Origin of the sequence: Agrobacterium sp. ES01, from assembly GCF_050320885.1 — a bacterium.
GTDB lineage: Bacteria > Pseudomonadota > Alphaproteobacteria > Rhizobiales > Rhizobiaceae > Allorhizobium.
In genome coordinates, this window is the sequence record NZ_JBNQTH010000013.1 from 41780 (window position 1) to 62770 (window position 20991).

General features: G+C 57.1%; 18 protein-coding genes. 10 read left to right on the top strand and 8 right to left on the bottom strand.

Going from position 1 to position 20991, the window contains the following annotated elements; genetic code table 11:
• Nucleotides 1-11: 11 nt before the first annotated feature.
• Nucleotides 12-1619, bottom strand: coding sequence for an enterochelin esterase (fes, locus tag ACQQ2Q_RS22140; protein WP_428189269.1), 1608 nt, complete (start codon nt 1617-1619; stop codon nt 12-14).
• Nucleotides 1620-1623: 4 nt separating this feature from the next.
• The gene (locus tag ACQQ2Q_RS22145; protein WP_428189270.1) at nt 1624-3813 is read right to left on the bottom strand and encodes a TonB-dependent siderophore receptor; all 2190 of its coding nucleotides are present in this window, start codon (nt 3811-3813) and stop codon (nt 1624-1626) included.
• Between the two features lie 184 nt (nt 3814-3997).
• Between ACQQ2Q_RS22145 and ACQQ2Q_RS22150 the strand changes: the two genes are divergently transcribed.
• From ACQQ2Q_RS22150 to ACQQ2Q_RS22170, 5 genes are all read left to right on the top strand, one after another.
• Nucleotides 3998-4888, top strand: coding sequence for a helix-turn-helix domain-containing protein (locus tag ACQQ2Q_RS22150; protein ID WP_428189271.1), 891 nt, complete (start codon nt 3998-4000; stop codon nt 4886-4888).
• A gap of 123 nt (nt 4889-5011) precedes the next feature.
• Nucleotides 5012-5974, top strand: a complete 963-nt coding sequence (locus ACQQ2Q_RS22155; RefSeq protein ID WP_428189272.1) for an ABC transporter permease — start codon at nt 5012-5014, stop codon at nt 5972-5974.
• Complete coding sequence (locus ACQQ2Q_RS22160) at nt 5964-6932, top strand: iron chelate uptake ABC transporter family permease subunit (protein ID WP_428189273.1); 969 nt, start codon at nt 5964-5966, stop codon at nt 6930-6932. The genes ACQQ2Q_RS22155 and ACQQ2Q_RS22160 overlap by 11 nt, the downstream gene beginning before the upstream one ends.
• Entirely contained in the window at nt 6929-7687 is a 759-nt protein-coding gene (locus tag ACQQ2Q_RS22165) for an ABC transporter ATP-binding protein (protein WP_428189274.1), read from the top strand. The genes ACQQ2Q_RS22160 and ACQQ2Q_RS22165 overlap by 4 nt, the downstream gene beginning before the upstream one ends.
• A 191-nt stretch (nt 7688-7878) precedes the next feature.
• Nucleotides 7879-8085: a siderophore-interacting protein gene (locus tag ACQQ2Q_RS22170; protein WP_428189275.1), complete on the top strand. Its 207-nt coding sequence runs from the start codon at nt 7879-7881 to the stop codon at nt 8083-8085.
• A gap of 123 nt (nt 8086-8208) precedes the next feature.
• Here the strand turns inward: ACQQ2Q_RS22170 and ACQQ2Q_RS22175 are convergent, their stop codons facing one another.
• Genes ACQQ2Q_RS22175 through ACQQ2Q_RS22190 form a run of 4 tightly spaced genes read right to left on the bottom strand, consistent with a single transcriptional unit; the run spans nt 8209 to nt 11739 of the window.
• Complete coding sequence (locus tag ACQQ2Q_RS22175; RefSeq protein WP_428189276.1) at nt 8209-9264, bottom strand: 4-oxalomesaconate tautomerase; 1056 nt, start codon at nt 9262-9264, stop codon at nt 8209-8211.
• 45 nt (nt 9265-9309) lie between these two features.
• On the bottom strand, nt 9310-9981 hold the full coding sequence (locus ACQQ2Q_RS22180) for a 4-carboxy-4-hydroxy-2-oxoadipate aldolase/oxaloacetate decarboxylase (protein WP_428189277.1): 672 nt from the start codon (nt 9979-9981) through the stop codon (nt 9310-9312).
• A gap of 16 nt (nt 9982-9997) precedes the next feature.
• On the bottom strand, nt 9998-10960 hold the full coding sequence (locus ACQQ2Q_RS22185) for a VOC family protein (RefSeq protein ID WP_428189278.1): 963 nt from the start codon (nt 10958-10960) through the stop codon (nt 9998-10000).
• Nucleotides 10961-11004: 44 nt separating this feature from the next.
• Nucleotides 11005-11739: a PIG-L deacetylase family protein gene (locus tag ACQQ2Q_RS22190; protein WP_428189279.1), complete on the bottom strand. Its 735-nt coding sequence runs from the start codon at nt 11737-11739 to the stop codon at nt 11005-11007.
• Between the two features lie 127 nt (nt 11740-11866).
• Between ACQQ2Q_RS22190 and ACQQ2Q_RS22195 the strand changes: the two genes are divergently transcribed.
• From ACQQ2Q_RS22195 to ACQQ2Q_RS22210, 4 genes are all read left to right on the top strand, one after another.
• Nucleotides 11867-13099, top strand: coding sequence for a LysR family transcriptional regulator (locus ACQQ2Q_RS22195; RefSeq protein ID WP_428189280.1), 1233 nt, complete (start codon nt 11867-11869; stop codon nt 13097-13099).
• A 306-nt stretch (nt 13100-13405) separates the two neighbouring features.
• The gene (locus ACQQ2Q_RS22200) at nt 13406-14395 is read left to right on the top strand and encodes a TRAP transporter substrate-binding protein (RefSeq protein ID WP_428189281.1); all 990 of its coding nucleotides are present in this window, start codon (nt 13406-13408) and stop codon (nt 14393-14395) included.
• A gap of 6 nt (nt 14396-14401) precedes the next feature.
• On the top strand, nt 14402-14914 hold the full coding sequence (locus tag ACQQ2Q_RS22205; protein ID WP_428189282.1) for a TRAP transporter small permease: 513 nt from the start codon (nt 14402-14404) through the stop codon (nt 14912-14914).
• Nucleotides 14907-16211: a TRAP transporter large permease gene (locus ACQQ2Q_RS22210; RefSeq protein ID WP_428189283.1), complete on the top strand. Its 1305-nt coding sequence runs from the start codon at nt 14907-14909 to the stop codon at nt 16209-16211. The genes ACQQ2Q_RS22205 and ACQQ2Q_RS22210 overlap by 8 nt, the downstream gene beginning before the upstream one ends.
• Before the next feature lie 46 nt (nt 16212-16257).
• Here the strand turns inward: ACQQ2Q_RS22210 and ACQQ2Q_RS22215 are convergent, their stop codons facing one another.
• The gene (locus ACQQ2Q_RS22215; protein ID WP_428189284.1) at nt 16258-16701 is read right to left on the bottom strand and encodes a MarR family winged helix-turn-helix transcriptional regulator; all 444 of its coding nucleotides are present in this window, start codon (nt 16699-16701) and stop codon (nt 16258-16260) included.
• Nucleotides 16702-16871: 170 nt separating this feature from the next.
• Here ACQQ2Q_RS22215 and ACQQ2Q_RS22220 point away from each other — a divergent pair, with 170 nt between their 5' ends.
• Nucleotides 16872-18806, top strand: coding sequence for an FAD-binding monooxygenase (locus ACQQ2Q_RS22220; RefSeq protein WP_428189285.1), 1935 nt, complete (start codon nt 16872-16874; stop codon nt 18804-18806).
• 1455 nt (nt 18807-20261) lie between these two features.
• Here the strand turns inward: ACQQ2Q_RS22220 and ACQQ2Q_RS22225 are convergent.
• Nucleotides 20262-20963, bottom strand: a complete 702-nt coding sequence (locus ACQQ2Q_RS22225; protein WP_428189286.1) for an IS6 family transposase — start codon at nt 20961-20963, stop codon at nt 20262-20264.
• Nucleotides 20964-20991: the final 28 nt, after the last annotated feature.

Genomic DNA, 20991 nt, shown 5'->3' on the forward strand with positions numbered 1-20991 from the left:
GTCGCAGCAGCTTACTTTCCGAACAGGGAAATCAGCCCGTCAGAGAGCACGCCACGCCAAGTCAACCAGTCGTGGCCACCGGCATATTCCCGATAGATAACATGAGTATTCTTGGCAAGTAATAGATCGCGCAGGTGGCGATTTGTATCGAGAATGCTCGGCACACCGCGGGCAGCCCCCACCTCGAACTGACCTGCACTCAGGAACACGCGGATCGCGGGGGCAGGCTCCTGTGCGATAAGCCCGGCGACATATTCCTGTCTATCCGGTGCAGTGTTTGGCGGTGCCCACCAGAAAGAACCGGACATGGAAAGGACATTGCCGAAGAGTTGCGGATAGCGCAGCGCCACCGTCATCGACGCAAGCCCGCCATAGCTCGCTCCCGCAAGAGCGGTACGCGCCGGATCGTGGATAATGCCGGTTTCCTTGATCACCAACGGTAGCACGTCTTTTGCGAGAAAATCGGCAAAATCGGGATTGGCTGGCAGTTCGCGCGCCCTGCTGGCAGGGCTCGGATTATTCACCAGCACCGCGACCAAGGGTGGAATGTGGCCCTCCGCGATCATGTTGTCGAGGATCACAGGTGTCGGGATCTTTGTCAGCGATTGCGCGCCATCGAACATGAAAAGCAGCAGGTTGTCAGGGTCCTCTGGACTGAAACCGGCGGGGCGGTAAATCGTGATGTCGCGTGTGTTGCCCAGCTTCGCGCTGGTGATGGAAACCGTTTGCAGGCTTCCCTTGGGCACGTCCTTTTCATTGATGAAGGATTGTTTTGGTGCGTCCGGCAGTTCCAGTACGGAATCGCGATCAAAGCGGTCGAACCCGTCTTGCGGCCACGGATGGCGGTTGAATGGATCCTCCTGGGCAGTCGACAGGATGGCGATCCTGCGTTCACGCGCTGTACCGGGAAGATCAGGTACATCAGGTGCCAGCTGATAGGACAACCGGGTGTCGGCTGGAACAGCAAAACTCTTGAACCAGACATCCGACTGGCCAATGCGCTCAAGGTTTTCATGGTCGCCCGATGGGGAGCCGAACAGACGGACATTCTTTTGCGCGCCGCGCCAGAGGAAAGTCGCGATTATACCGCCATCCTTGCCGCTTTCGACCAGTGGCGTGCCCTGCCTCTGCACTCTCTCCCAGAAGCTTTCCGTGGATTGGCCCGAGGCGATATCGGCAGCGAGCTTTTCCATAACAGGACTGAGATAGACTTGCTCTGGCAGCTGTTGCTCCTCCGGCGTGACCCGTTTCGTCAGGGAGAGGCTAAAATCGGCAACCTCACTGAGCGCCGTAAGTCGCATCAAAACGGGGGCTTGTTCAACCACGAAGCGAAAATCGGACCCACCACCGGCATCGCTCAACAGCCGGCGCACATGGGTGCCGTCAGCAGTGACCAGGTCGAGATCGAAGCGACCGCCAGGACTTTCGATTACGCCCTGGAGATAATCCCGGGGATTGGCGTCTGCAGTAAACAGGCGCGTATCTCTGGTCTGCATGGCATGCCCCTGATGGGGCATGCCAACGATAAGCTGCGTGGTGTCGCCGGCACAAGCGGCAGACGACAGGGAACCGGCAATTGCCGCCAACCCCATAGCGAGGTTAAATAATGTCGTCTTCACGGCGTCACCAGCTGTATTTCAGGGAAGCCGTCACCGTGCGTCGCGTGCCATAGAAGCAGGCATACGCACTGGCGCAGGACGCGACATAGGTCTTGTCGGCCAGATTGGAGGCGTTGACCTGCAGTTTCAGGCCTTCCAGGGCAGGATTGTTGACCGAGAAATCATAGGACATGGATGCGTCGAACAGGGTCGTGGGATCGACCTTGAACGTGTTGGTTGCATCACCCCAGCTGGAGCCGAGGAAGCGAACACCACCGCCGATGCCCAGACCCGCGAGCCGGCCATCGAGCACCTCATATTTGGCCCAGAGCGAGGCCTGATCGATGGGAAGACGGGCCGGCGTTTTGCCCAGTTCGGCCGTGCGTACCGTCTCCGTCACCTCCTGATTGATGTGACTGTAGCTTGCCACAAGTTTGAGGTTCTGATTGATCTCGGCATGTGCCTCGAGCTCGAAGCCTTTGCTTCTGATTTCACCTGTCTGATAATAGAGAGATGCCGCGTTGTCATAGAACAGCACATTTTTCTGGGTAAGATCATAATAGGACGCGATGATCTGGTAGTCCTCACCTTCAGGCGCATATTTCACGCCCAATTCGAATTGCTGCGCAGTCGTCGGATCGAAGGGCGATTGGCCCGCACCCGGAGCTTGCGTGACTGGCTCGAACGAGGTCGAATAGCTGGCATAGGGCGAGATGCCATTGTCGAAATTATATATCGCTCCGACGCGCCAGGTGAAATGCTGTGCGTCATAGGACGCATCGCTATTGGACGCGGTCTTGTCATCGAGATCGGTCCTTGCCCAATCGTAGCGCATGCCACCCAAAAGATTGAGCTTGCCGAGCTCGATCTGGTCCTGAAGGTAAATACCGGTCTGTGAGGAATCGGTCGTCGCATCGGTTCTTGTGCTGCGCCCGGTTACCGTAACATTGCCATAGACTGGGTTGGTCCAGTCGATGCTGTTGGCGTTGCCGCGCGATACGAAATTGTCCACCGTGGTAAAGCGATAGTCGATCCCGGCAAGCACGGTGTGTTCGGCAGGCCCTGTGTCGAATTTGCCCTGTAGTTGATTGTCGATCACGAACTGGTGCTGCAATTGCGACTGATCGCTGGCCGAGCGGCTGATGGTCTTGCCATCGGCCGCGATCGACCCCCACGCGAGTGTGTTGTAGACTTGGTCGATCATGCCATAACGTGCGTTCTGGCGGAATGTCAGGTCGTTGTCGAATTCATGTTCAAAGGCATAGCCGATATAGGCCTGCTCGCGCGTCGATTCCTGATAGTCGGGATCTGAAACCAGGAAGCTTGTTGGGTAATACCCAAAAGCTGTCGGCACCACCGAGCCCGCCTTTTCGACGAAGTTGCGAAAGCCGGCGTCGGGCTCGTTCTGGTAGAAGCCCTCCACTATCAGCGATGTCTGCGCATCCGGTGTCCAGATGAAGGAGGGTGCGATGCTGAAACGACGCGTTTCCAGAAAATCCTCCTGGGTATCGGCTCGCCAGGCCGTGCCTGCGATGCGGTAGCGCAGGTCGTCATTACCAACAATTGCATCGGAGAAATCGAAGCCGAACGAGGCCCGGCCGTCCGTGCCGACCCCGACCTCAATTTCGCGCAGTGGTTCATCCGTCGGGCGCTTGGTCACGAGGTTGACCACGCCGCCGGGGTTTGCCTGACCGTAGAGCACGGAGGACGGCCCGCGCAGAACCTCGACGCGCTCAATGAGCGATGTGTCGATCTGGCCAAGAGAGCCATCACCGTAGAGCAGGCCGTTGACGAAGCGCGGCACGTAATAGAAACCGCGCATGAACATTTCGTCATGCATATTGGAGGCACCGCGATATTCGGCAAACACACCGGCCGAATACCGCATCGCCTGCGCAACGGATTCGGCAGCCTGATCCTCTATCTGTTCGGCAGGAACGACCGAAACGGACTGTGGAGTCTTGGAGAGTGGCGTGTCCGTCTTGGTGCCGGCCCGGCTTTGGCGGGCGACATAGCCACGAACCGGACCATCTCCCTTTTCTGCGCTGCCCTGGACATTTATGGTCTCCAGCTGGGTCGTGTCGGCCGACGTATCCTGCGCAGCGGCGGCGTTGATTGCGACCATGCTGGTCGTCGCGATTAGCGTCAGCTGTAGCAATCGACTGATCCGGCTTTGCGCATTTGCGCGGCGAAGTTGCGTCTTCGATACCATCATTTGAATGTCCCCATGCACGGCGGCCGCCCGTAGCGGCTAAACTTGACTACAGAAGTCATCTATAGGATTAAGACCTGCTCGATGTCGATGGATGGCACCACGCCGGAAACGGCGAAAAGCTATGCATGAACGGCAGCGCCGGGTTGAGCCCTGCCTCGATCGAAAATAGCGGATATGAAGTGCCATGGGATTGATTGACCAGAAAACTGTAGAGAACCGACCCTTTCCGGGACTGGTTCAGGTCGGTGTTTTTGATGGCGACGGACCGCATCACTCCGATCGTCCGGTCATCGAACTGACGCCGAAATTCCAGCTGTTCATATTTCTGGGCGGTCGGCAGAAATTCTATGTCGACGACGTGCTCTTCGACATGCAGGCGGGCGAAGGCGAGCATTTGCGGCCCGTGGCGCTGGTGATGAATCGGGTCAAGATGGCCGAGCTTCGACATATCCATCAGCCCGGCCAATATCTTCGCAAGGTGATGATCTCCGCACCCGTCAGCTGGGCGGAAGATCTGCAGATCGAGGCCGATGAGCGGAAGCCCGAACTCAGGGACTTCATCTCCGGTCATCTCAACTATTTCGTCTGGTGGCCCAACCTGAATGCCGTGCAGCTCGCATCCGAGATTATCGCCCCGCCGCAAGCAATGCAGGGCGAGATCCGCGATCTTTACTGTAAGGCCAAGGCCTTGGAACTGATGAGCCATGCCTGCGCAGCTCTGGTCGATCGCGATCGGTCAGCCGTGGCGCGTCCATCTCTCAGCACGCTGCGGCAGAGTGAAAAAGTGCGCGACTACCTGCTCGCTCATCTCGACCAGTCGATGACCATCGACGATATCGCGCGCGCCACCGGTGCCAGCGTCAGCAGCGTGCAACGCCACTTCAAAGAGCATTTTGGTGTCACGGTGTTCGAATTCTTACGCCGCAAACGGCTTGAACGAGCCCGCGAGGCACTGGAGCGCGACGGAATGACCATCGCTCAAGCGGCATTCATGGCCGGATACGCCAGCCCGACGAATTTTGCTGCAGCCTTCAAGAAGGCCTATGGCATCGCACCGAAATACTGCCGTGTCTGAAAAAAGCCCAACACTAAAACTTGTATGTAATGGACAAGTTTCGATTGCCGTCGCGGATCGCTGGCATTATCCATGCGCACCGACCTTGCCTGGTCCGGCTCTGTGAACCCTCCCGGATTGCCAATGAAAACTGTCGTTTCAGCCCTGCTTGCCTTGACGGCGATGATCGTCGGGAGCCTGCTGACGGGGGTAAGCCCGGTTTCGCTGGCAGGTCTCCTGAACGGCAATTTCGATGGGAATACCGCGTTGGTGATCGCGTCCAGCCGCATTCCCCGGACCTTTTCCTTGCTGCTTGCAGGAGCGGGGCTGGCCGTATCAGGATCCATCATGCAGATGCTGGCCCGCAACCGCTTCGTCGAGCCATCGACCGCAGGTACTTCGGACTCGGCAAGCCTGGGCATGCTCGTCGTGATGATGTTCTTCCCCAGCCTGCCCGTGTTCGGCAAGATGCTGGTGGCGGGTCTTTTCGCACTCGGTGGAACTGCCCTGTTCCTGGCGATCCTTGAGCGCATTCCGATGCGGTCCGCATTGCTGGTGCCGCTTGTTGGCATCATGCTGGGCGGGGTCATCAGCGCGGTCGCGACCTTCTTTGCCTATCGCTTCGACCTCATGCAGTCACTCGGCGCCTGGTCCAATGGCGATTTCTCGATGGTGTTGAAAGGTCGCTATGAATTGCTGTGGCTGGCGGTAGTCGTCACCGTGATCGCCTATGTCACCGCCGCCCGCTTCACCATCGCCGGCCTGGGCGAAACGATCGCGCGCAATGTTGGCCTCAACTACCGCACCGTCGTCACGCTCGGGCTTGCGATCGTGTCGCTTGTCACGGCCTCTGTCGTCGTGACAGTGGGCATGATCCCCTTTGTCGGCCTCGTGGTTCCCAATATTGTGAGCATGTTTGCCGGCGACAATCTGCGCCGTACCCTGCCTTGGATCGCCTTCAGCGGAGCCGCATTGGTGCTGTTTTGCGATCTCGCCGGGCGGTTGATCGTCTTTCCGTACGAGATACCGATCGGCACGATGATGGGTGTCATCGGCTCGGGCTTCTTTCTCTACCTCCTGTTGGGAAAGCGCTTTCATGGTGCCTAGCACACGGTCTTTTTCGCCATCGCTGGTGCTGACGACAAGTGGTTTTGTCGCGCTGGTCGTCTGCGTCCTGTTCATGACATGGGGCGCCAAGGGCGACTGGTCCTTTCTCATTGCGTTTCGCGGGACCAAACTCGCAGCACTGGTGCTGGTTGCCAGTGCGGTATCCGTATCGACCGTGCTGTTCCAGACCGTCACGGGAAACCGCATCCTTACGCCCGCCATAATAGGCTTTGATGCACTCTATGTGCTCCTCCAAACGCTTCTCGTCTTCTTCCTCGGCGGACTTGGGGTCGCGACGCTCGACAAGCGCCTGCTCTATATTGTCGAAGTTGGCGTTATGGTGTTGTTGTCGGCACTGCTGTTTCGTTTCCTGTTTTCCGGTGCTACCCGCAGCCTTCATCGACTGCTGCTGGTCGGCATCCTGTTTGGCGGGTTGTTTCGCAGTCTCGCGGGCTTCATTCAGCGTATCATCGATCCGAACGAGTTCATTGTGCTGCAGGATCGTTTCTTTGCCAGCTTCAATAGCGTTGACACCGAACTCCTGGGCCTGTCTGCAATTGTGGTTGCAGGGACATTCGCCGTGGTGCTCGCCAATTTATCCCGCTTCGACGTGTTATCACTTGGGCGCGAAGCGGCAGTCAATCTGGGCCTGGACCATCGCCGCATGGTAACGCTCGCGATGGCACTGGTGGCAATTCTCGTATCCGTGTCGACTGCCCTTGTCGGTCTGGTCACCTTTTTCGGGTTGCTAGTCGCCAATCTCGCCTATGTGTTGATGCCGAGCTTTCGCCATCGCCATGTGCTGCCACTGGCCATATTTCTCTCGGTCACCTTGCTGGTGGGCGGACAGATACTGCTTGAACGACTGTTCGCCTTTTCCACGGCGCTTAGCATCGTCATCGAGTTCTTCGGCGGACTCGTCTTCATAATTTTGCTATTGCGGGGGAAAGCGCGATGATCGAAATAACACATGTTTCCAAGTCCTATGACGAGAGCCGGGTTCTCGACAATATCAACCTGACGATCCCTAGGGGTGGCGTCACGTCGATCATCGGACCGAACGGCGCTGGCAAATCGACGCTGCTTTCGGTAGCCAGCCGGTTGATCGCACCGGATTCCGGCCATGTCCGGGTCGATGGCATGGACGTTCACAAAACCAGTGGCGACGTGCTGTCGCGTCGCCTCTCTTTCATGCGCCAGGACAACCAGGTCGCAGCGCGCCTGACCGTGCAGGATCTCGTATCGTTTGGCCGATATCCCTATTCCAAGGCGCGGCTGACCGCCGAAGATCTCGACCATGTCGAGTGTGCCATCGATTTTGTGGCACTTTCTGATCTGCGGCACCGCTATCTCGACCAGCTTTCCGGGGGGCAACGCCAGCGCGCCTTCGTCGCCATGGTGCTGGCGCAGGATACCGATTATGTGCTGTTCGACGAACCGCTCAACAATCTCGACATGCGCCATGCCCGATCAACGATGAAGCTGCTGCGGCGCATGGCCGATGATTTTTCCAAGACCATCGTCGTTGTGCTGCATGACATCAATTTTGCCGCAAGCTATTCCGACTTGATCGTTGCCATGCGCGACGGGCGGATCGCCGCAGTCGGAATACCTCGCGATATCGCACGCGCGGACAGCCTGAAGGAGATTTTCGACATGGACTTCTCCATCCACCGGATCGGCGATCGACGGCTGGTGGACTTTTACGCCTAGGGCTTGGTGTCTCGCCGATGCCCGCAAAGGATCAACAGACATGAACGATACCGCAAGGCAGATGGCCGAACGGGCGCCCAAGAGGTGCGCCAGGACGTCCTCATGCGCACGCTTGAGGTCGCCGCAGCCGTCCGACTTTTGCCGACCATGCTGCGCGTCACGCTTACGGGCGAACAGCTGGAAGGCTTCACATGCTTGACGACCATATCAAGTTGTTTCTGCCTGAGGCAGCGGGCAAGGCCCCTTCCCTGCCGGTCATCGGGCCAAACGGCATCCAGATGCTCGAAGGAGGACAACGGTCAATCTCACGCGACTACACGCCGCGTTGCTACGATGCGGAGAGCCAGACGCTGGATATTGACTTTGCCATCGACGAGAACGGCCCGGCGACAACATGAGCCGAAGGGGAGAACGTGGGCGATCCGGCCTGGATTGCCGGGCCACGTGGCTCAATGGTCATTTCGCTGGCTTTTGACTGGTATCGGCTGATCCTCAGCACGGCTCGTCCTTGAAGACAGAAGTCAAAGTGAGGGGAAAACCAGCCCGTCCATCAGCTTGCGTGCTGTGCGCAACATCCCTGCCCCCACCATTACACCTGATTCATTCTTTTGTATGAGTGCTTCGGCAGCCCCCGTCGGATGCTCGATCAAATAGCGACCATCCTCTGGAATGGAAGCAAAGCCGGCTGCTGGCGTTCCGTCCAATCCGCAGGCTGTCGCCACTGTCACTGCCGCAAAAACGCCAATGGACGCGTGACAGCGATGCGGGATGAAACTGCGGGTATTGATGGCGCCGCCCGCAATAGGCGGGGACACCAGTATCATCTTCGGCACGGATTTTTCGGTCACGTCGCCAAGGTGCATCAGAGTTCCGGCCTGCCGTCGTATGGCTTCGATCCGCGCTTTCAGCGCAGCATTGCCTTCGAGCTCATCCCGACTTTCCGTTCCGGCAATATCGAAATCACTTGCCGCCATGATGGCGCAGGGCATGCCGTTATCGATCAATGTGCAGTCGATACCGTCGATCCGATCGACCGCGTTGCCCGTCGGCAAAAGCGCCCCGCACATAGAGCCGGCGATATTCTGGAAGAGAAGCGGGACGGCAGCATGGGTACCCGGCACGCCGTCGATCGAAGCATCGCCGGCATAACTGACCTTGCCGCCGGGGGTCGACACTTGAGCGGTCGCAATCTCGCCCGTGTTGATCATGTGAATACGCACAGGCGTGATATCGCTCGTTGCCGCAACCAGACCGCGTTCGATGGCCGCCGGACCGACACCGGCCAGGATATTGCCGCATCCTTGGGCGTCAGACACCAATGCCTGGTCGACGAAAACCTGCAAGAACAGGTAATCGACATCCGCATCCGGCCGCGACGGTTTCGACAGGATTGCTACTTTCGATTTCAACGGATCGGCCCCACCGATCCCATCAATCTGGTTGGGGTCAGGTGAACCCATGATGCTCAACAGCAAATCATCGCGCTTGGCTGTATCCGATGGCATATCGTCTGCCAGAAAATAGGCGCCTTTCGACGTTCCGCCGCGCATCCACAGACAGGGGATCCCGTCACTCATTTTGCCATCTCCTCCGACGCATTCATGCATGCCGTACCGGTACGCCTAAACGTATTTCAATCCCTTGTCGGCGAGCCGCTGGCGCATATCGTAGATATCGAGTCCAAGTTCGCCGGCTGCGAGACGCACCCTCTTTGCCTCTTCGGCATCAAGGCGTTTTTCCGCATTTTCGAGTGTTGTTTCAGCATCCTCGCGCTTGACGACCACAACACCGTCGTCGTCCGCAACAATGATATCGCCGGCATTGACGATCTGGCCGGCGCAAACCACGGGAATATTCACAGAGCCGAGCGTCTCCTTGACCGTGCCTTGCGCGGAAATAGCCTTGGACCAGACCGGAAAACCCATCTGCTCCAGGTCGGCAACATCGCGCACGCCGGCATCGATGATCAGCCCCCGGCAGCCGCGAGCCATGGCCGATGTGGCAAGCAGATCGCCAAAATAGCCATCGTCGCAGGCAGAGGTGGGCGCAAGGACAATGATATCCCCTTTCTTCAGCTGTTCGATGGCCACATGCAGCATCCAGTTGTCTCCCGGAGGAGAGGAGATGGTCACTGCTGAGCCGGCAATACGTGCACCTCGGAAGATGGGTCTCAAATATGGGGCCATGCAACCGGTGCGACCCTGCGCCTCATGAACAGTTGCGACGCCGGCCTTGCCAAGCCGATCGATGACATCCTGCGATGCGCGTGAGACATCTTGTACGACAACAGGCATAAAGGTTCTCCTTGAACTATGTCTTGATGGGCGGAGTGCCATGGGTGTGGAAGCTCTCGATGGTCTTCAGTCCCCAGGCCTGGCCCTTCTTGCGATCGGTTTCGCTCCAGCCAATCGGTTTCCAATCGGGGGCAAGGATCAGCCGCGCGCCTGCATTGGCGAGTTCCACGCGGTTGCCGGCCGGCTCCCAGACATACAGAAAGAAGGTGCCCTGGATGGCATGCTTGTGGGGTCCGGTTTCGATGTGAACACCGTTCTGCAGGAAAATGTCTGCAGCTCTCAGGATATCTTCCCGCTGATCTGTTGCGTAGGTCACATGGTGGAATCGGCCATTGCCTCCACCATGTTCTTCCGTGCAAGCGAGATCGTAGCTCTTGTTGTTTACGGTGAACCAACAACCGCCCAGCCGGCCATTGTCCAGCTGGATATATTCGGTCACGCGCGACCCCAGGCAAACCTCCATGAAGCGCCGGAATTCGGCAACGTCAGCGCTCAAGAGGTTCAGGTGATCAAGACGACGCGGTGCAGCTCCCGTGAAGGCTGAAGCGGTATTTTTCAGGGCAGCCCGCTCCGCCTCGTCTTGCGGCTGGTACCAATTGGTCTCGTAGTAGAGCTCGAACACATGGCCGAAGGGGTCTTCAAAACGAAATGCTCTGCCATGGCTTAGATCGCCATCGTTCCAGCCCACGGCCTTGTATCCGGACGCTTGGATGATCGCCACCCGGCGATCCAGCGCCTCTGGCGACGCTGTGCGATAACCAATATGCCCTACGCCCGTGGTATCGGACTTGGTCAGTTTTAGAGTGGCATATTCGTAATCGTCCCATGCTCGCAGATAGGCACTGGTTTCATCCTGCCCCGACAGCTTGAGTCCATAGACACGCGTAAAGAAATCGAGACTTTCATCGAACTTGTCGGTGAACATTTCGATATGACCGAGATGTGCCACGTCAAATGATGGATTGGTCGGCGTGTTCATGTTTTTCTCCTCCCAACAGACCGAAATTGTTGAACACAACTCCCTTAAAGTTCGTCGACCGTTCGCGGAAAGACCGACTGGAAACCTTCGGCATACTGAGAGGCGCGTCCTCCCGCCTGACCACCTGAGTTACGGCGGAAATGGTTCCCGCGATTGACCGCAACATTGGTGTAGTAGGTCCACAAGTGTTCCTGGCCTTGCATGCACTCGATTGCGGCTCTCTTCTTGTCCCACACTTCGGTGATATCGAGGAAGACATCCGGCTTCCAGCCCATCTGTTCCGTCTGATGCGGCTCAAAGAGGTAAAGCTGCGGCGCGCCAAGCACTTTCTGGCCGGGATTGTGACCCCATGCCTGCGCGATCATGCGGCATTCGAGTACGAATTTCGTCGTGTTCATATGATCTGTATTGTAGGGATCCCACATGGAGTGGCTCATCATGAACGACGGCTGCACTGCGCGGATCAGATCGACCGTACGGTCGCGCGCATCGGTTCCCAGATCCAGAGGATAATCACCCAAGTCAAAAAATTGAATATCATGAACGTCGAGCGCCTCGGCCGCCGCCTCGGCTTCCTTACGTCGCGCAGCTTTGACCTGCTCGAGCGTCATTCCTTCCTGTTTCCAGAGCTTTGCGCTTTCGCCACGCTCACCGTAAGACAGACAGGCGACAGTCACATCGTAGCCGTGCTTCTGATGCAATGCGATCGCGCCACCACAACGCCAGACGAAGTCCGCAGCATGAGCGCTCACAACCAAGGCAGTCTTTTTCTTGGACAAGGCAGTCTCTCCCTAACTGAATACTTGCTGCCTTTTTTGAACAACCATTCATGAAATGCCATTCCAATAGTGTGCGTCCGCTATAAGGTTTTGTTACACTGTAATCCCTGCGACGGAGTTTCCAAGGATGGAAAAGTTCAATTTGCGTCATCTGCGCGCCTTCCGGCAGGTCGCGCGCTGCGGTGGCGTTTCTGCAGCTTCCGACAAGATATTCTTGTCTCAGCCTGCGATAACACAGGCATTGGCAAAGCTGGAAATATCCCTTGGTACGTCGCTGTTCGTGCGGAAAAGCACCGGCATGTTTCTGACTGAGGCTGGTACCATTTTCTATGGTCGCGTTGACCGCAGTCTGGAGATGCTGGCGGTTGGTGCCAAGCGTGGGGCACGCGCAGCCGTCAAAGGGCGGTCCGCCGGGTTCCAGAATTTCGATCAGCTTTTGACGACAGCGCAGCTTCGGTCGTTTCTGGCGCTTTGCGACGCTGGCAATTATTCCTGGGCCGCACGAAACCTCGGCATTTCGAGGCCATCCGTTCATCGCTCCATTAACGACATCGAACGTATCGCCGGTTTTACGATGTTCATCAAAACTGCCCATGGATTCGAGTTGACACAGTCCGGTGAGGTGTTTCGCCGAAGTGTGATGTTGGCTTTCGAGGAATTGCGTCAGGGTCTTGAAGAAATCGATTTTCTGCTCGGCCAGGATACTGCCCGCATCGTTGTGGGCAGCTTGCCACTGGCCCGCAGCTTCATCTTGCCTCAAGTCATCAATGAAATAACGAAGCACCGGCCGGAGGTGAGCATCATTGTCCGCGATGGCTCCTACACAGATCTTTTGCATGCGTTGCGCTATGGTGAAATAGATATCCTGATCGGAGCTCTCCGGTCGCCAGTTCAGGTGGACGATGTCGAACAGGAAGCCCTTTTCACCGACAAGCTTGCAATTGCGGCACGGGCTGGACATCCTCTTGCCGGTAAAGAAAAGCTCGATGCGAAGACCCTTGCGCAATTTCCCTGGGTGACACCCTCCCCCACAATTCCCACACGCGAGCAATTCGACGCGTTGTTTGGCGCCGCTGATGTCAACGTGCCAACGCAACTTGTCGAGACAAGTTCGCTGATTCTAATTCGCGGCCTTCTGGTTGGCAGTGATCGGCTGACGATCATATCGCGTCATCAGATTGCAAAAGAGCTGGAGGATGGCATCCTGGTCGAACTCGACGTTTCACTGGCCGGTTTCGAGCGAAAAATAGGAATAGCCAAGCGGCTCGACTGGGCCCCGACAAAAACCCAGAAACGTTTCGTCGAGATGTTGCATTCAGTTTGTTCTGATCTCCAGGCTAACGACCGTTCTGTCCGTTAATTGAATAGCTCTGACAAGCATTCAATTTCCACCCGCTTTTGGTGACTGCTATCCAGATGTAATCTTGGGGGAGGCGGATCTCGCGGCGTGCGGTGTGATTTGGGATTAGCACCGGCATCAAGGCCCTATCGGAATGGTCCGCGAAAGGACCGACTGAGCGGGCTTCCCGGAGGGGCAGCGGAGGCGGGCTTGAAGGTGTGCCCTCCCCTCGCTGGAGGCAAACGACGCGCCGACGGCTTCGTGGCTTAAATGATGGTCGCCGAAGCCATGGTGATGTCATAAGGGTGATTCAGAGGAGGAAATAAGATGAAATTCGACAAACTGGCTGCGGCGTTTGCCGCATCAATTGTACTTGGGGCAACTGCCGCCTCTGCAACTGAACTGAAACTGGCAGATTTCCAACCGCCGACCCATTTCGTAGTGAAAGACGTATATGATCCTTTCGCCGCGACAATCTCCGAAAAAACGGGCGGGGACGTGACGGTCAAGGTCTTTATGGGTGGAGAATTGGGGCCGGGACCAGCCGAGCAATACAGCCGCGCCCTTGATGGCGTCACTGACATCAGCTTCGGTCTCCCGGGCTACACTGCATCTAATTTTCCCGAAACGCTTCTGACCGAGCTGCCGGGTGTCATCTCTGCTGACACCGGCACCGAGAAGATGCTTGAAAACATGGACATGCTGTCCAATGAGTACAAGCGGGTCGTACTGCTTGGCATCTGGAACAACGCACCCAACCTGATCTTTACGGGCAGCAAGCCGATCCGCAGTCTTGAAGACCTGAAGGGTTTGAAAATCCGGGTGCCGTCGCGAAATGCGGGCCTTGTCGTAGAGGCCTGGGGCGGTTCTCCGGTCTCCATGCCAGCTCCCGATATTTACAATGCCATGCAGACTGGTGTGATCGATGGCGCAATGACTGACGCGACCACGCTTGGGGCCTTCAAACTGGCTGAAGTGACAAAATACATCACCATGGGAATGGACACCACGATTTCGAGCTTCTTCCTGGTGATGAACCGCGATAGCTTCGGTAGCCTGAGCGACGACCAGCAGAAGATCGTTCTCGACGCGGGCCGTAAAGCCGCATTGAATGGCAACAAGGCCTGGTTGGGTGTCGCTGACAAGGCCCTGTCGAATTTTGCGTCGACAGATGGCAAGGAGGTCATCACCCTTTCCGACGAAGAGGCAGCAAAGTTCAACGCCGCCTCCGCACCGGTGGTCGAAAAGGTCGTTGCCGATGCCGAAGCGCAGGGCATCGCTGCAAACGCCTTCGTCGCGGCGCTCAAAGGCGAGTAACACAGGGTGCGCGATTCCAAACATGAGCTGGCCCACTCGCCATTCCTGGAGTGGGCCCTTGGCCTCCTGACGATACTATCCGCCATCGCATTGGGGTTGCTTTTGATTACTGCCTTTTTCGGTGTATTCATGCGTTACGTGTTCAACGCACCGATCCTTGGCAGTAATGAAATTATCCAGTTCGCATCGGTCGTGCTTGTGATGCTGGCCCTGCCAGGGGCTGCACATCGGGAAATGCATATTCGGGTCGACGTCCTGGATGGTGTGATAGGACCGATCGGTCGCTTCATCGGCGATATACTTGCGCGCGCCATTTCAATCTATCTCCTGACTGTCCTTTCCTGGCGTGCATGGGCCAAGATGCTGGACGCGATGGAGTTCGAAGACGCGACCAACATGCTCAGCCTCCCCTTCTGGCCGTTTTACGGATTGCTGGTCCTTGGATCAGTCCTTTACGCACTCGTGTTGCTAATTCAAGTTATTGATATTGTTCGCATGGGAGCCGCCCGCAGTGAGTGATTTTGGAATTGGTGTCGGCGGCCTTCTTGCCATGTTCGCTCTGATGGTTTTGCGTATGCCTGTCGGCATGGCGATGCTGGCCGTCGGTTACTTTGGCACCGTGGTGATCAGCGGAAGCCGTTCTGCCAATGCGCTGTTTGTCACAGAAACATTCTCATCGACGGCGAATTATAATCTGACCGTTATTCCCCTCTTCGTGCTGATGGGTAATATCGCTTCAGTTGCAGGATTTTCGAGCCGTCTCTATGAAGCTGCTTTCGCCTGGGTGGGACGGCTGCGCGGCGGCCTGGCATCGGCCTCTATCGTCGGCTGCGCCGCTTTTGCGGCAGTCAGCGGCTCATCTGTGGCCACCGCCGTCACGATTGGCAAGGTGGCGCTGCCCGAGATGAAGCGCTTCGGATACTCCAATGCCTTGGCGACAGGAGCGGTTGCCGCTGGCGGCACACTTGGCTTTCTCATCCCGCCTTCGACGGGCTTTGTCCTCTATGCGATCTTGACCGAGGAAAGTATAGGCCAGCTTTTCATGGCCGGCATTTTGCCTGGCATTCTGTTGACTGCACTCTTCATCGGCACTGTCACACTGGTGACCCTGCGCGATCCCGATGCCGGCCCGCGGGGCGCCGCCGTCTCACTTGGTCAACGTATGACAGCACTCTTTCGTGCCTTCCCGCTGCTGACCGTCATCATTGTCTCCATCGGCGGTATCTATCTCGGCGTCTTCACCCCTGTCGAAGCTGCCGGCGTCGGGGCTGGCCTCGTCATTATGATCGCGCTTGCCATGCGCAAACTCGGCTTGAGCGATCTGCTCGGCTCGGTGATGGAAACGGTCCGCACCACTGCAATGCTCTATCTGATCGTCATTGGCGCCAGCGTTCTCAATCCATTTCTTGCGCTCACCCATGTTCCAGAAACACTGGGCTCGATGATGACCTCAACCGGGCTTGGTGCCTATGGCGTGTTGCTCATGATCGTCATTGCCTATCTGGTGCTCGGTATGTTCATGGACGGCCTGGCCATGCTTGTGGTCACGACCCCCATATTCTTCCCCATCATCACGGGTTTCGGTTTCGATCCGATCTGGTACGGGGTCATCGCCGTGATCGTCATAGAAATGGGCATGATCACTCCACCGGTCGGCCTCAACGTGTTCGTGGTCAAAAGCGTGGCGGAAGATGTGCCGATGTCGACGATCTTCCGCGGCGTCCTGCCATTCTGGATTGCCATGGCTGTCTGTCTCTTGTTGATCGTGATCTTCCCGCAAATCGCCCTCTTCGTTCCACAGGCGATGTTCAACTGAGTTTGCTGTCTCTATGTTTCGCGTAGCGGCCGCTTTCCCCTCCCCCTCAACTCCCTCCAAACTCTCCCCCTGCCCCAGCTGCCTTTGCGGCCAACTCAATAAAGCGCTCATACTCGCGATCTGTAAGGTCTCGCAGAATCTCGCGTTGCAAACCTTCGACAACCGGTTGAACCTGCCTGAGCATGGCCGTGCCTTCCGGTGTCAGCGACAAGATGCGCGCACGCGCATCACGGTCATTGACCTTTCTCTTGATCAACCCCTTCTGCTCCAGCCTGTCGACGACTGCTCCGAGCGTCGCCCGGTCCTTGGCCACGGCGTCCGCTAGACGTGCCTGATCGACGCCCTGGCTCTGCTCCAGAGCGTCGAGGACGGCATATTGCACAGACGTCAAATCGAACCCCGCATTCTTCATGTTCTGCGTAAAAATCTGTGTTGAAATCTGATGCAGCCGACGGATCAGGTGTCCGGGCTTTCTTGAAACCAGGTTCATCGGTTCTCCTTCTTCGCCTTTGGCAAGTCGCGAACATTCGTCATGCCAGAGTCAACTGCCATTGCGCGGCAACAATAACGCAGAAATGATATCTGGGCATATTAATTGAATGGCTTTCTTCGCCGTAAATATAGTATGTAGACATATTATTTTGCATTGGGAGTTGGAGAATGCAGTACCATCAGAATGGTTTCCAGCCCGGAGACCCGACACTTTCGCCTGCAGCAGCAGGCCGCCCATTGAACGACCCTGATTTTTCTGAGCCGGTTGACGTGTTGATCGTGGGCAGCGGGCCCGCCGGCCTGACACTGGCAGCGATGCTTTCTGCCTATCCACATATCCGAACAAGAATTGTTGAGCGTAAGCCCGGGCCCATGGAAAAGGGACAGGCGGACGGCATCTCCTGCCGATCAATGGAGATGTTCGAAGCTTTCGGTTTTGCCGACAAGATCAAGCGGCAAGGTTACTGGGTTAACGAGACGACCTTCTGGAAGCCGGACGGTAAAAATCCGGATCATATCGTCCGAAACGGTCGCATTCAGGATGTCGAGGATGGTTTGTCCGAGATGCCGCATATGATCCTCAATCAGGCACGCGTGCATGATATGTATCTCGACATTATGCGGAAGTCGCCCTCGCGCCTGGAGCCCGATTATTCACTTCAGCTGAAAAATCTCACTGTCAGCACTGACGTCGCAGATTATCCTGCGACAGTGACGCTCGAGCGTGTCGATCCGGGACGTGAAGGACAAACGGTGACCGTGAAGGCCCGCTACGTAGTAGGTTGCGATGGTGCACGCAGTAACGTGCGCAAGTCGATCGGCCGCGAGCTTGTTGGCGATGCCGCAAATCAGGCTTGGGGCGTTATGGATGTTCTGACTGTTACTGATTTTCCGGACATCCGCTGCAAGACGCTGATCCAGTCTGCCAGCGAAGGCAATATCATCATCATCCCACGGGAGGGTGGCTTTCTGAACCGCTTTTATGTGGAGCTGGACAAGCTTAAATCCGACGAGCGCGTCGCAAACCGTAATATCACGCTTGATCAGCTGGTGGCAGCCGCACAGAGGATCTTCCGGCCTTATAGTCTCGACGTAAAGGATGTCGCCTGGTGGTCTGTCTATGAAATTGGTCAGCGCCTGACCGATAAATTCGATGACGTGCCACATGATCAGCTATCGTCGCGTGTTCCCCGTGTCTTCATCTGCGGCGATGCCTGCCATACGCACAGCCCCAAAGCGGGCCAAGGCATGAATGTATCGATGGGCGATGCCTTCAATCTGGGCTGGAAACTCGTTTCTGTTCTTGAGGGGCGTTGCCCGCAAGATATTCTCCACAGCTACTCGGCCGAGCGCCAGGCGGTGGCTCAGGATCTCATCAACTTCGATCGGGAGTGGTCGAGGATCATGAGCGAGCGCCCCGAAGCCGGTGATGGTGAAAATGGGGAGGCGCCGAAATTCCAGCTCTACTTCATTCAGCATGGCCGCTATACGGCCGGGATGTCGGTGACCTATGAACCATCACAGCTAATTGGTACTGACAAATGGCAATCTCTGGCGTCTGGCTTCGAAATCGGAACCCGGTTTCACTCCGCGCCGGTAATTCGCCTTGCCGATGCAAAGGCCATGGAACTAGGCCATGTGGTAGAGGCCGATGCGCGCTGGCGCCTCTTCACCTTTTGCCCGGATGAAAATCCGTCGGCGCCCGGATCCGCCATCACAAAATTATGCCAATACATGACGCAAGAGCCGGGTTCACCGCTTCGCCGCTACACCGATGCGGGCGCTGACCTCGATTCCGCTATCGATATCCGTGCGATCTTCCAGCAGGACCGGCACGACGTGGCGCTTGATGCCCTCCCCCACCTTTTGAAACCTCGGAAGGGAAAGCTTGGTCTCGTCGACTATGAAAGAATGTTCTGCTCGATACAGGCCAAAGAACGCGACATCTTCGAGCTGCGTGGCATCGATCGGAAGGCCGGCAGCATCGTGATCGTGCGTCCGGATCAATATGTGGCACACATACTGCCCATCGACGCTTATGATGAACTGGCAAAATTCTTCGATGGCTTCATGCTGCCCGCGAAACACCCCATTGAGATGTAGTGGGCGCGTCGCGCCATGGAGTATGGCCTTGATTAGAACACGCGCTTGATCGAGTTGGTGGATATCGAATTCGATGTGCAATGATCCGAGATGGGCGTCGGTGATCCACTAGTGCGCCGTCATCGCGTTGCCACGGGAGCGGTAGCCCACGTTGTGTGCCTCCGTTCTCGCTTGCCTCTCAGTCCGCGAATGATGGGGGACTGTCTGGCCGCTTGCCGGTTCATTGCCTCTGATTGGATGCGCCTGCTGTCGGCAAAGACCTGATGCTTCAAGAACCGCGTTCTCGATCATCCGGTTGGCTTGAGGACACGTGGCACGTCGATGAAGCCGCTGCTTCGAGCTGGCGTCAGAGGCATTGGCTGCGACACGCAGTTAATCGGGATGGTTTCGTATTGAAGCCGTTGCGTCGGCCGCAACGGACCGTCACAGACAAGCGGGATACTGCGGCGCAGGGCGGCGGGAGGTTTGCCATCGCAGCGCAGGGTCCAATCAGGCGGGCCAACAATTCCCATCTGCCAGTCAGGCGGCGAGGGCGGATCATGCAACGATTGACCTCAACTGAGATATGCATAGCACATTATTTTTATCCACCTCCTTGGGTGGGCGGCGACTTATCCAGGGTGTTTCTAATCCTGCGCGCGCTCGGGGCCACAGACCAAGGCAATCGGGGGAGCCTGATTGAAGTTACGTGTAACATGCAGGTCACCAGTGCGAAAAGGTCGGGCGAACTGAATTTTGATCGCCATTATCCGACGCAATTGTGGTAGATGGCACGTCGGGGGCAAGAGAGCGTTGCGGGGCGAGTTCGGACAAGGCATCTGCGTCGATCGATAAACGGCCGGATCGACCATGCCGCACTGTGGTCAACTGACCACTGGAGTAAGCAGCTGTTTCTATTGAATTTTTCTCATGCTATCTTTTCGTCTGCGTTGCCGCTCGGGCTCCTGAGTGTTGGGACCTGCGAAACCTTTCCAGGCAGTGTCTGTACGCTAGCGATCCGGTGTGGCAATTGCCGGTGCCGTCCAATGGGGCTCAGCGGAAACAGGCGAGCCACCGAAGCATGGGCGGCGGGGTAATGGTTTGCCGAGTTAGTCCGCCCATGAATTGTGCTGGGCAGCGATCCTGTGTCTCACAGGCTGCATAGGAGGTGGGGGAAACAGCCACTGGTGCGAACGATTTCATGCCGATCACGACATCGGATTGCAAGCGCTGCCAGATGCCGCACGGGGCCTAGGTAAACCTCTCTTGCGGGTGCACTGGCACCATGACTGCGCAGCGAGCAAGGCGATGGCGTGTTGCCTGCCTCCTATCGACAAGCAGACTTGAACTCGCTCCGTCAATCCAAGAGACGCGCCGCATGGCCGCTGCGTCTGTGTGCATTATTGTAATAACTCGAAGGGCATCGTCAACTTAACGGACGCGCGGCAGTAGCGGCCGGCTCGGGGCACCGTGGGTTCATGCACGAGCGATCTCCGCCCATAGGCTCATGGCTGCTGAACGCAATTCGCGATAGTGACCAGCGGAGATGTCATGGCGTGGAATGTGAAAGAGGTTGGCGATCGGATCATGGATGGAGACGAAGCGCTGTAGATGTCGCGGTGACTTGAAGCGCTTCATGATGCGCTCTCGTCGCCGGATCGGCTGATGGGAATTTTCCGCCCGATTGTTCAGCCCCTTGTGGGAGCGATGCTCGACACCGGGCATGATCTCCCGCTTTGCGGCATCGTAAGAACGAAGCTTGTCGGTGACCATCACCCGCGGCGATCGTCCCTGGCCCTTCAACAGCTTGCGCATCAGGCGCTTTGCCGCCTTGGCATTGCGGCGGCTTTGCACCAGAACCTCCAGAACGAAGCCGTCCTGATCGACGGCGCGCCAGAGCCAATGCTTCTTGCCACCGATCGAGACGGCGGCTTCATCCAGATGCCATTTGTCGCCGAGCCGACCGGATGAACGGCGACGGGCCTCATTGGCAAACGTTCGCCCGAACTTCTCAGCCCACTGTCGGACCGTCTGGTGCGATACCATGATCCCACGGGCAGCCAGCAAATCCTCGACCATCCGCAGGCTGAGAGGGAAGCGGAAATAGAGCCAAACGGCGTGGGCAATGATTTCAGCCGGAAAGCGATGGCGGCGATAGAGTGGATCACGGTGTGTCATGGCCCATCATCGCACATCGAGTTCCACA